This window comes from Lentzea aerocolonigenes (genome assembly GCF_000955955.1).
Classification (GTDB): Bacteria; Actinomycetota; Actinomycetes; order Mycobacteriales; family Pseudonocardiaceae; genus Lentzea; species Lentzea aerocolonigenes_A.
In genome coordinates this window covers 1-11,788 of sequence record NZ_JYJG01000534.1, presented here as the reverse complement: position 1 = coordinate 11,788, position 11,788 = coordinate 1, and the positions used below count along the sequence as shown (strand labels likewise).

Below are 11,788 nucleotides of genomic sequence, written 5' to 3'. Positions count from 1 at the left end.
GGCGATTTGATCAAGAGTTGGCGGTACTTGCAGACGCCAACAGAGCCGACCCCTTGGAATCAACCGACTAGTCGAGATCCGCGCAGGCGATGAGCCGGCCTCGCAGGTCCCGCACGCCTCACTTCCGGGCGGTGCCGACCAGGAGCAGCGACCCGCTCGGATCGGTGAAGTCCGCTACCTGATCGTGCTCGCTCGCCTCTTCCGGATGCCAGGCGGGCGCCCAGGTGACCCCCGGTTCCAGGAGGGTGAAATCTCCGAAGAGGGCGGTGATCTCCCTGCGGTCGCGGAAGATGGCGGGGCTGACCGAGTTCGCGTACAGGCTCTTCAGTTCGCCGAGCATCGCGGCGCTCTGCCGGGAGACCTCGGTGTCGGTGACGTGGGACAGGGAGAGGTATGACCCCGGCACGAGCAGGTCGCGGTAGGTGGCGACGAGGTGAGGGCCGAGGTCCTCGGTGTCGTCGCTGCCCGGCGGGGGTGGCTGCTGGATGTGCAGCACCGCCATGAGAAGCACCGCCGCCGGTTCGGCCAGGTCGATCACCCCGGTGTCCGAGATTCGCGACCAGACCCGTTCCGGGTCACGCATGTCGGCATGGACGGCCGCATGCCTGCTGGGGTCACCGTGGTCTTTGAGCAGCAGGTTCGCGTGATCGACGGCCACCGGCTCGTGATCGACGTAGGCGACCCGCACCTCTCCTGGCGCGACCTGCTCACCCACCTCGTGCACGTGCCCCATCGTGGGAACGCCGGACCCGATGTCGATGAACTGGCGGATGCCCAGCCGGACGAGGTGCCGCACCACCCTGCGCTGGAACATCCGGTTGGCGTAGGCGACCGACCTGATCACCGGGTAGTCGCGCAGGACGCGCTCGGCGAACTGCCGGTCGACCTCCCAGTTGGTGGTTCCTCCGAGGTAGTAGTCGTAGATCCGGGCGACGCTCGGACGGGTCAGATCGACGCCCGGCAGCGGGAAGGGCTCGTCGTTCGGGTGGGACATGACAACTCCTCGGCGTCCGGCGCACCCCGGGAAGCCGGGGTGCGCCGGCAGATCATCTCGGACAGCGGGCATGCGGTGGGGCGTCAGGTCGTGACCGCGGCCACCGCGGTGTCGAGGTGGTCGACGAGGCCGGTGGATCCCATGCGCTCCAAGGTCTTCCCGGCGTCGATCGTCAAGGCGATCTCTGAACTCGACGGCACCACGTCGCTGCGTCGCTGAGAGCACGATCCGGCGCGGAGTGCGGTGACCGCGGTGGCCAGGTCGTGCGCGAGCCGGCGCGCGAGGACGTCGGAGAGGTCGTTGCGGCAGACGATCCTCGCGACGGTGACGTCGGCCTGGTCGGACGGGAGTGCGTAGGTGGGCACGAGCCAGCCCCGCTGGCGGAGGCGGTCGGCGAGGTCGGTGACGCTGAAACCGGCGTGGTCGTGGGTGGTGAACGCGACCACGGGCAGGTGGTCCGCGGAGGAGACCACCCGCAACTCGCGGAACTGCCCGAGGTGGGCGGCCAGTGACTGGGCGAGGTCGCGGCAGCGTTGCATGACAGCCCGGTAGCCGTCCGCGCCCAGGCGGAGGAACTGGTAGTACTGCGCGATGACCGGCGCGACAGGCCGGGTGAACGTGAGGGTCTGGGTGGACATGCGGCCACCGGTGTAGTCGGTCGAGAATCCGAGTTCGGCGGGCACCACGCCCGGGTCACGCCACACGAGCCACCCCAGCCCCGGAGCGACCAAGCCGTACTTGTGCCCGGACGTGTTGATCGAACTCACCCTGGGCAGCCGGAAGTCCCAGACCAGTGCGGGATCGAGGAACGGCGCCACCATCCCGCCGGAGGCCGCGTCGACGTGCACCGGCACGTCGACGCCGTCGCGGGCGCACCGCCGGTCCAGCGCGGCGCACACCTGCTGCACCGGTTCGTAGAAGCCGTCATAGGTGGTGCCCAGCACGGTCACCACGCCGATGGTGTTGCTGTCGCACGCCTCGGCCGCGGTGTGCGGGTCGATGCCGCAGCCGCCTTGCACCACCGGGACCTGCCTCGCCTCGACGTCCCAGTAGGCGCAGAACTTGGCCCAGCAGACGTGCACGGCGGTGCTCATGACCAGGTTGGGCCGCCCGCGTGAGCCGCCGGTGCGGGAGCGCCACAGCATCAGCATCGCGAGCCCGGCGAGCATGCAGGCCTCGCTGGAGCCACCGGTCGAGGTGCCGACCGCGCTGTCCGGGTCGGGAGCGTGCCACAGGTCGGCGAGCGCTGTGATGCACCGCTGCGCCAAGTCGGCGGTGTGCAACGGCTGCACGCCATCGACGGTGTTGTTGTAGAGGAAGTCGGACATCAGCCGTTCGGCTTCCGGTTCCATGCCGGTGGTGATGAACGTCGCCAGGTTCAGCTGCGGTCGCACGTCCGGGCGCAGTTCGTCCTGCACCGCTTGGTACGCCGCACCCGCTGTCGTCGACTCCTGCGGCAGCCGCCAGCTCGCGGGCCTTCCGGACCCCGTCCCGCGCGTGGAGTTCCCCTGCAGGTCAACCATCATCACACCCCAATGAGGATCGAAAGAACATCAACTTGCTCGGTGCCGGCCTCAGTGCAGGACGGGCTGCCCGGTGCCGGCCGGTGAAGCCTTCTTGCCGTCCCGTGGCAGAGGTACGGGAACGTTCGAGGAGATCAGGTTTTCCGCGCGCAGGTCGGACCAGACGCCGGCGGGCACCTCGCCCGCGGCCATCGCGACGTTCTCGGTGACCTCCGCCGCCTTTCGGGCACCGACCGCGATCGCCCGCACCGCCGGATGCCCGAACGGGAAGTGCAGCGCCGCCTGCGGGAGCGAGACGCCGTGCCGCCGGCAGATCTCGGCGATCCTGCGGGCGCGTTCGACCAGCGCGGCCGGTGCCGTCGTGTAGTCGTGCGTGGCGTCGGCCGGGACCTCGCGGCGGGCCAGCAGTCCGGAGTTGAAGACACCGGCCGCCACGACGGAAACGCCCCGTTCCGAGCACCGCGTGAGGAAGTCCGCCGTCGTGGCGTGTTCCAGCAACGTGTACCGGCCGGCCAGCATGACGTGGTCCAGGGGGAACTCCGGCACGAACCGCTCCGCCACCTGCCACCGGTTCACACCCACGCCGATCCCGCGGATCACGCCCTGGTCCTTCAGCTCCGCCAAGGCCGGCAACGCCTCGCGGAGTGCCTGCTCGCCGTGGTCGTCAGGATCGTGGAGGTAGACGAGGTCGATCCGGTCCAGGCCGAGCCGGGACAGCGAGGCTTCCAGCGACCGGCGCACCCCGTCCGCGCTGAAGTCCCACACCCGGTGCTGGGTCGCGGGTACCGCGAAGCCGTTGGCCAGGTCGTCGCCGCCGCTGTCGCAGGGCTGCAGCAGCCGGCCGACCTTGGTCGAGATCACGAACTCCGAACGGGGCCGATCCGCCAGTGCCGCCCCGAGCCGCCGTTCCGACAGGCCGAGGCCGTAGTGCGGAGCGGTGTCGAAGTACCGGACGCCCGCTTGCCACGCGGCGTCGACGGTGGCACGGGCGTCCACTTCGGACACGGCACGGTACAGGTTTCCCAGTGCGGACCCGCCGAGGCCGAGTCCGCTGATCACGGCAGCTCCCACACGAACTTCGCGTCCGAGCGGCCGGAGTCGTAGTCGAGTGGGGCGTCGAGGAACTCGTCCATTCTCTTCTGCCACGGGATGTCGGCCGGGTGCCCGTGCATCTGTTCCATCATGGCCGCGTAGTCGTCCACCTCGACGACGTGGAACAGGTCGAGGCCGCTGCGCCAGATCCGCCATGAACGCACGCCCGCTGCGCGCAGCGCCGCGTCGAGATCGTCGGGGATGCGGGCGTGCGCGGCCTCGTAGGCCTCTTCCTGGCCCGGAATGAGCCTGGTGTGCAGGGCGACTGTCTCCATCGTGCCGGTACCTTCCGATCGAGTTGCTGGGCTGTGGTTCAGGGGTTGAGGTTCGCCGCGGCGGCGCGTTCGGCGCACTTCCGTTCGACCAGCGGTTTGAGGAAGCCGAGCCCGGCGCGCGCGTCGTGGTCGGGATCGATCCCGCGGCGGTGGAACCCCGTCTCGGCCGTGAGGTAGCCGTCGAAGCCCGTGTCGAGCAGAGCGTCGACCAGGCCTTCCCAGTCCTCGTCCCCCAGGCCGGCCGGCAACCGCGTCTGAGCACCCTTCGTGTCGGAGATGTGGATCTGGTGCAGGTCCGCACCCATCAGGTGGACGTGGTCGGTGAGCGACTCCCGCCTGTAGCGGACGTGGTTGCAGTCGAACATCACCTTCACGTTGGACCGCTCGATGTCCTCCATCAGCTCCATGGCGTCCTCGCCGCTCTCGCAGAGGTTCCACTCTCGCGACCACGCCCAGGCCTGCCGCCGCCGGGTGCCGAACACGGTCCAGCCGGGGAGGTAGACCATCGACCCGGCGCCCCACTCGGCGCACAGCTCGCTGATCGCGCGGTAGTGCTCGACGGTCGCTGCGCGTTCTTCGGCGACGGGAGAGCTCGGGTTGTAGCCGGGCCCGCCGGAGGGCGCCGGGCCGATGCCCAAGACCTCGATGCCGTGGTCGTCGAGCAGGCTGCGCACCTCGCGCCGCCTGGCCTGGCTGAGGTACGGCGGATAGGCGTGGGGTGCGGCGGCGCCGAGCTCGATGCCGTCGTAGCCGATCCGGGCCAGCCGCTTGATCGTCTCGTCCAGCGTGTACGCGGGGACCCAGCTGCCGAAGCTGGAGTAGGACCAGGTGTGATAGCCGAACTTGATCGCCATGAGCTCTCGCCTCTCGGGGGTCAGCGCTCGAAGAGTTCTCGGAGATGACTTCCGAGGAAGACACCGTCGGGGTCCCAGGCCCTGCGCAGGTCCTGGAACCGGTCCCACTCCGGGTAGCGCGCGGCCAGCTCCTGGCCCGTCCTGGAATGCACCTTGGCCCAGTGCGGGCGGCCTTCGAACTCCCACAGCACCGAGTCCACGGCGCGGAGCGGCGCGACCCACCTCTGGGGATCCCGTGCTGTCGCGGGGTGTGTCACGCCGATGTGGCAGGTGGTGGCCTGCCTGCTCGGACTGAGCCAGGCGGTGTCCGCGGCGGTGAAGCGGACGTCCACCGGTGCGCAGACGCGCAACCCGCCTCTGCGTACCTCCCGGACCAGGGCGCGGATCGCGTCGGCCGCTCGTTCGAACGGGACGCTGTACTCGGTGCCCTGCACGGGCGGTGGGAGGTGGTGCAGCAGAGCCTCGTCGCAGCGCATGACCTGCGCGCCGCCCCGGCCTGCCGCCAGTGCCGCCGCGTAGTGCGCGGCGCCCGCCGCCCGCGGCGGCCAGGAGTTGTTGCACAGTGCGGAGAGCAGCGCACCGGGCGGTCCCGGTGACGGGGTGGGCGGCTCGTTCGTCGGCGCGGCCTTCCAGACGATCGCCTGGGAGGTGTGCGGGTACCACCAGAAGCCACCGAAGTGGACTTCCCGGAACTCGTCCAGACCGGCCAGCACATCCGGCAGCGACCGGCGGAGGACGACCTTGCGCAGCCGGTGGCCGGGCACGATGGTGAAGGTGAGGTCCAGCACCACGCCCAGACACCCCAGGTGCACGCGGACGCCGTCGAGCTCCGGGTCGTCCTGCGTGATCGTGCGCACCTGCCCGTCCGCGGTCAGGATCCGCGCCGCCACGACGTGACTGGAGAGCGTGCCCTGCCTCGGGCTGCTCCCGTGAGTGGCCGTGGCGACGGCACCGGCGACGGTCTGCTCGTCGATCGCGCTCTGGTTCGGCAACGCGAAGCCCGCGGCGGCGAGCTCCCGGTTCAGTTCGCGCATCGTCGTGCCCGACTTCACCGTGACCGTCATGGCCGCCGGGTCGACGGCGACGACGCCTCGGTGCTCGCGCAGGTCGATCAGCGTCCGGCCGGACGGCGCGACGAGGTTCGCGTAGGAGTGCCCCGACCCCACCACGCTGATGCCGTGTGCTCGTGCGGTGTCATCGAGCACGATCTCGCGCAGCTGGTCCGTGGTGCCGGGAGCGAGGAGGCGGTCCGCGATGCCGCGGACCGCCCCGCTCCAGTTGGACCACGCCGTGCGCCGGTGTTCTCCGGTCGTGACTGCCGGGCCTGGTGTCAACCGCGATGCGTCGGTCATCACTACCTCGTGGTCAGGCGCTCGGCGAACTCGTCCGTCGTCATCCGCTCCGCCAGACGCGACTCGAAGTACCACTCGGTGAGCCTCTTGAGGCCGGTGTGGAACGGCACCTCCGGCGTCCAGCCGAGCCGCTCGAACGCCATGGCCGCGGACGCGACCCGGTTGTAGGGGCCGGTCGGCTTGTCCGGCAGCGGCTTGATCTCCGTGTCGGCCTGGCCGGTGAACTCCAGGATCATCCTGGCCGCTTCCTTGACCTGGATCGGCTCCTCGGTGCCGAGGTTGATCGCGCTGCCGTCGTGGACGCGTTCTCCGGCGAGGACCAGGCCGCGCACGATGTCCGTGACGTAGGTCCAGTTGCGGATCTGGGTCCCGTCACCCCACACCTCGAAGGGCTTCTGCTGGATGAACGCCCGGCCCACCATGGCGGTCAGGGCGTGGCTCTCCGGGCAACGCTCGCCGTAGACCGTGAACAGGCGGCACGACACCGACGGGAACCCGAGCTCGGCGTGGAGCGCGGCGAGCCGCTGCTCCGTCATCAGCTTGGCCCAGCCGTAGATCCCGTCCGCGTGGAAGGGCGGCCCCACCTGCGGTTCCGAGAGCCGGACCTCCTCGTTCACGTCGGCCTGCAGGTCGACCGGGTAGACGCAGCCGGAGGAGGCGAACACGAAGTTCTCCACTCCCGCGTCGACCGCCGCCTGCGAGACCACGCCGTCCAGGACGAAGTTGCGTGAGCACGCGGCCTGGTGCAGCTCGATGAACCCCCTGCCCCCGTGGATCGCGGCGAGGTGGAAGACGACGTCGATGCCGCGCATCACCTCGGCGGCGAGCCGCGGGTCGCAGAGGTCGCCCTCCACGAACTCCCAGGCGGACTCCGGAACGTCGCTGAGGTTCTCCAGGCGTCCCGAACTGAGGTCGTCGGCGACGCGCACCCTGGCGCCGGCACCGACCAGGTGCTCCACGAGGTGCGATCCGATGAACGAGCAGCCGCCGGTGACCAGCACTCGCTTGCCGCGCCAGAATTCCTGCTGGGTCATGAAGGATTTTCCATTCGTGAGATCGGGCAGTCTGGTTTTTCGGGCAGCCGCCGATGGACTTCTGGACCGGCAGCTGCCGGCGTGACATTCCGGCGGCCTGACCGTTGTCACTGCCGGAAGTTCTCGATTGCCGGGAGAACTGTCGGCGGTGGCGCCGCGGTGCCGGTCGGGTGGAGCGAGTATGTGACAGCCGGTATCGCCCATCCAGAACCCGTTCCAGCGCTCGGGACGGCATTCTTCCCGGATCCGGAGGAGCGGAGTTCGTCCCAGCGAATGGGACGGGAGGTGGTCCGGTGCAGAACTGGTCCATACCTTCCAGCGGGAATGCGCGCAAGGCGGCCGACTTCGTCGTAGCCGGTGGGAAGCCGGAACTTCCCATCCGCGGCCGGACCAGAATGCGACGTCCGGACGTGGCCGTGACCATCAGCGGAAGGCGGAGGACGATGCCTGGACCACTCACCCCCGTGCAATCGGACAAATTGCCCACTTCACCCACGCTTGACTGGCATGACGGTCGCGGTGCGACGGGGCACGCGTGGGTGCCGGAGCAGCTGTACCGCGAAATCCTGGAACGGATGCCGGTCGTCTGCGTCGACACGCTCGTCGTCCGCGCCGGCGAGGCGCTGCTCACCCGACGCAGCCAGGAACCGCAGGCAGGCTCCCTGTGGCTGCAGGGTGGCCGCATGCGCAAGGGCGAGCAGCTCGCCGAGGCCGCGTTGCGCACGGCCGAGCAGGAGTCCGGGCTCAGCTTGACCCTGCGTGGCGTGCTGGGCACCTTCTCCACCGTCTTCGAGGCCTCAGCGCACGGCGACTCCCCCACTCACACCGTCAACGTCACCTTTCTCGCCTCCGCCGAGCACGACGCCCGGCCGCGGGTCGACAGCACGCACGACGACTTCGTCTGGTGGCCGCTGACGAAACCCACCGGAAACTCCTACCTCGACCAGCTCTTCGTCCTGGCGGCAAAACAGCCGGGCGGAGTTGATGCGGTGTTCACACAATGATGCCTTGTGAAATTCCGGAGCAGCGCGCGGAACTCGAACCAGGACCAAGGTGAAGCCGCATTTTATTTGAATCTTCGGCAACAGCGATTCCGTCGCTCGACCCAAGGGTTGGAACGCGAGCTTCTGGCTCTGCTTCGACGTCAATAGCGTGGCCCTCAATCCTGCTCTGTCCGTTCACGGGCGCGTCGAAAGGGAGTCCTCTGTGCTCGCAGTCCACGTCGTTCCACACGATCTCAGCCGATTCGCAGAATCGAGCGGCGATCTCAACCCGTTGCACCTGGACGCGGACTACGCGTCCAGGAGCGGATTCGGCGCGGAGGTGGTGCAAGGCGCACTCACCGTCCTCCACGCGCTGGCGGGCCTGTCCGCGGAGGACGCCGCGGTGGTGCGGCGGGTCCGAGCGCGTTTCCACGCCGCTGTCTACTCGGCGCAGGCGTACGCGCTGGACGTGCGGCGCGCCGAGAACGGGAGTGTCCGCCTCGAACTGTCTGACGGCGGGCAGCCGATCGCGACCGTCGACGTCGAGCTGGGAGACACGGGCGGCCCCGTGGTCGGCGCGGTGCGCGTGGGGTCGGGAGAACGCAGGCGGCAGGCCGCTGACCGCGCGCCGGCGGAGCTCCACACAGGACAGTGCCTCCCGATCTCCTACCGCAGCGATCCCGGTGACTTCGCGGACCTGCTCGGCCGCATCGGCAGCGGTGTGCGTGAAGAGGTCGCACGGCTGCTCGGCTGGGCGAGCTACCTGGCGGGCATGGAGGTTCCCGGCCGGCAGTCGCTGATCTCCTCCCTGACCGTCGAGTTCGACCCGGCCGCGACCGGCGACGGCTCGATCCAGGTCGCGGCCGTGGACGAACGCCGTGACCTGGTGCGGTTCGACGGCGCGCTGCCTGGCCTGGGGCGCGCCGAGCTGGCCGTCGTCGCCAGGGCCGTCCCGGCCGAACCGGACGCGCACGTACTGGCCGCCGCCCTCGCCGGCCAGGACGTCGACCTGGAGGGCAGGGTCGCCGTGCTCACCGGTGGCAGCCGCGGCTTCGGTGCCGCCTTCGCGGCCGCCCTGGCTCTGCGCGGTGCGCACGTGTACGTCACCCACCGCCGGGACCCCGGCTTTCCGCCGGACCTGCTGGCCGGGCTCGGAACGGCTGCCGGGCGCGTGCACGCGGTGCGTTCCGACGCGGCCGATCCCGCTGAGTGCGCCCGGCCGATCCCGCCGAGTGCGCCCGGCTGCGCGAGCACGTGCTCGCGCAGGCGGGCAGGCTGGACCTCCTGGTGCTCAACGCGTTCCCGAGCTTCCAGCCGCTGGTGCCGGGGCCGGACACCGCCGATCGTGCCGCCGAGTACGTGACCTCGGCCGTCGAGGCGGTGTCCGCACCGCTGTCCGCCCTGGCCGAGCCGCTGTCGGTGGCCGGTGGCCAGGTCGTGCTCGTGTCCAGTGACGTGGTCTCCGGCGCCGCGCCGACCTGGCAGCACTACGTGGACGCGAAGCGCCGTTGCGAGGAACTGCTGCGCGCGACGATCACCCGGCACCCCGGCCTCGGCGGGCTCGTCCTGCGGCCGCCGAGGCTGGACACCGGGTTCTCACCGACGGTGCGCGGAGTCGTCGACGGGCTCGCCACCGAGGGAGTCGCCGCGGCCGCGGTGGCCGGACTCGGCCGGGTGAGCGCCGGTCAGGTCGAGGTGCTGGAGACCTTCGCACCCGAAGCCGAGGTACCGGCGGCGAACCCCGAGGCGGCGGCGGACGGCGCCGCGCTCGCCATCGCCGCGACCTTCACCACCGATCCGCTGGCGGAGCCTCTCACCGCGTGGTGCCGCGACCTCGGTGTCGGCCTGCGCCCGGTGCTCGCGCCGTTCGGCCAGGTGTTCCAGGAGCTGCTCGACCCCGCGAGCACGCTCGGATCGGTGCGGTCGGGCTGTGCGGTGGTGCTGGTGCGGTTCGACGACTGGCCGGCGCAGGAGACCGAGCGCAACCTGCGCGAGCTCGCGGCGGCCGTGCGGTCGTTCGCCGCCCGGGCACGCGTCCCGCTGCTGCTGCGCGTCTGTCCCAGCCCGTCCGTCTCCGGCGAGGATCCGCGCCGGCACAGGCTTTTCGACGACCTGCGTGACACCTCGGGGGTGCATCTGCTCGGCGCCGAGGACTGGCACGGTGGCACCGATCCCGGTGACGTGCACGACGAGGCCCGCTACCGCATGGCGCACCTCGCCTACACACCGGCGGGCTACGACGCCCTCGCCACGGGGATCGCCCGCTCGGTGCACTCCCTGCTCGCCCGGCCGTTCAAGGTCCTCGTCCTCGACTGCGACAACACGCTGTGGGCCGGTGTGGCCGGCGAGGACGGTCCTGAAGGGGTCCGGCTGACCGACGGTCACCGCCACGTGCAGGAGTGGGCCGTCGCCCTGCGCGAGCGGGGCGTGCTGCTCGCACTCGCCAGCAAGAACGACCCGGAGACGGTGGCCGAGGTCTTCCGCGTTCGGTCCGAGTTCCCGTTGCGGTCCGACCACGTTGCGGCGCAGGCGATCGGGTGGGACCCGAAGCCGGTCGGCCTGGCGCGGCTGGCGGCGGAGCTGAACCTCGGCCTCGACAGCTTCGTCTTCCTCGACGACAACCCGGTCGAGGTCGCTCAGGTCCGTGCCGCGTGCCCCGGTGTGCTGGCGCTCACCGTGCCCGCCGACCAGGAGGCCGGCAAGCCCTTCCTGGACCGCGTGTGGGCGTTCGACCGCCTGGTGGTGACGGAGGAGGACCGCGGCCGGGCGGCCGCCTACGACGCCAACCGGGACCGCGGTGAGCTCCGCCGGTCCTCGCTGACCTTCGCCGACTTCATCGCAGGCCTGAACCTGGTCGTGACCAGCACGCCCGCGACGGAGGCAGATCTGCGCCGCGTCGCGCAGATGACCCAGCGCACCAACCAGTTCAACTTCAGCACCGTGCGCCGGCAGGAGAACGAGCTCCGCGCCTTGCTGGCGGAACCGGGCATGCGCTGCCAGGTGGTGCGCGCGACCGACCGCTTCGGCGACCACGGCGTGGTGGGCGCCGTGATCAGCAGGCAGGACACCGACGAGCTGGTCGTGGACACGTTCCTGCTCAGCTGCCGGGTGCTCGGGAGGGGCGTGGAGCACCAGGTCCTGGCGGCGCTCGGATCGGACACGTCCACGAAGATCCGCCTGCCCTACGTGCCCACGGCCAAGAACGAACCTGCCCGGCGTTTTCTCGACAGCGTCGCCGACGGAGTACCAGCAGCCGGTGGCACGGACTACCTGCTGACGCCGGAACAGGCCGCCGGGATCCGCTTCGACCCGGAGTCGGCCGCTGTGGCCGACGACGCCCCGGCGGCTCCCGCTGCCGCGGTGGTCGACGCGGGGCCGCGCCTGAGCACGCTCGTCGCGCTGGCCGAGAACGCGACCGGCGCACGCGAGCTCGGCGAGGCCGCGGGTGCCGAACGGCGTGATGCTCTCGACATCGTTGTCGACGCGCTGACCGACGTGCTCGCACTGCCGCAGGGTTCTCTGACGGCGGACAGCGCGCTGGCCGAACTCGGTGCCTCGTCGCTCGCGCTGGTCGAGGCCGCGGTCGCGTTGCAGGCGCATTTCGGTGCTCTGGAACTGGAGGTGTTCTACGAGCACCGCACCGTCGGTGATCTCGCTGCCTCCCTCGGGCCGGTCGTCCAC

The 11,788-nt window shown here is 70.5% G+C and carries 10 protein-coding genes; 3 read left to right on the top strand and 7 right to left on the bottom strand.

Going from position 1 to position 11,788, the window contains the following annotated elements; translation table 11 throughout:
* Positions 1–118: 118 nt before the first annotated feature.
* The 7 genes from UK23_RS45915 to UK23_RS45885 form a co-directional block, all read right to left on the bottom strand.
* Entirely contained in the window at positions 119–994 is an 876-nt protein-coding gene (locus UK23_RS45915; protein WP_045318153.1) for an SAM-dependent methyltransferase, read from the bottom strand.
* An 83-nt stretch (positions 995–1,077) separates the two neighbouring features.
* The gene (locus tag UK23_RS45910; RefSeq protein ID WP_082115514.1) at positions 1,078–2,517 is read right to left on the bottom strand and encodes a glutamate decarboxylase; all 1,440 of its coding nucleotides are present in this window, start codon (positions 2,515–2,517) and stop codon (positions 1,078–1,080) included.
* 51 nt (positions 2,518–2,568) lie between these two features.
* Positions 2,569–3,576, bottom strand: coding sequence for an aldo/keto reductase (locus tag UK23_RS45905; protein ID WP_196778181.1), 1,008 nt, complete (start codon positions 3,574–3,576; stop codon positions 2,569–2,571).
* On the bottom strand, positions 3,573–3,884 hold the full coding sequence (locus UK23_RS45900) for an L-rhamnose mutarotase (protein ID WP_045318151.1): 312 nt from the start codon (positions 3,882–3,884) through the stop codon (positions 3,573–3,575). Before UK23_RS45900 ends, UK23_RS45905 begins: the two co-directional genes overlap by 4 nt.
* A 38-nt stretch (positions 3,885–3,922) precedes the next feature.
* On the bottom strand, positions 3,923–4,738 hold the full coding sequence (locus tag UK23_RS45895; protein ID WP_045318150.1) for a sugar phosphate isomerase/epimerase family protein: 816 nt from the start codon (positions 4,736–4,738) through the stop codon (positions 3,923–3,925).
* A gap of 20 nt (positions 4,739–4,758) precedes the next feature.
* Entirely contained in the window at positions 4,759–6,090 is a 1,332-nt protein-coding gene (locus UK23_RS45890; RefSeq protein WP_045318149.1) for a D-arabinono-1,4-lactone oxidase, read from the bottom strand.
* 2 nt (positions 6,091–6,092) lie between these two features.
* Positions 6,093–7,124: an NAD-dependent epimerase/dehydratase family protein gene (locus UK23_RS45885; RefSeq protein WP_045318148.1), complete on the bottom strand. Its 1,032-nt coding sequence runs from the start codon at positions 7,122–7,124 to the stop codon at positions 6,093–6,095.
* A gap of 539 nt (positions 7,125–7,663) precedes the next feature.
* Here UK23_RS45885 and UK23_RS49585 point away from each other — a divergent pair.
* From UK23_RS49585 to UK23_RS54415, 3 genes are all read left to right on the top strand, one after another.
* Complete coding sequence (locus UK23_RS49585; protein WP_052685640.1) at positions 7,664–8,128, top strand: NUDIX domain-containing protein; 465 nt, start codon at positions 7,664–7,666, stop codon at positions 8,126–8,128.
* 202 nt (positions 8,129–8,330) lie between these two features.
* The gene (locus tag UK23_RS54420; protein WP_045318147.1) at positions 8,331–9,470 is read left to right on the top strand and encodes a MaoC/PaaZ C-terminal domain-containing protein; all 1,140 of its coding nucleotides are present in this window, start codon (positions 8,331–8,333) and stop codon (positions 9,468–9,470) included.
* Positions 9,471–10,312: 842 nt separating this feature from the next.
* Positions 10,313–11,788: HAD-IIIC family phosphatase (locus UK23_RS54415; RefSeq protein ID WP_231114988.1), on the top strand; the 1,476-nt coding region annotated here is incomplete at its 3' end.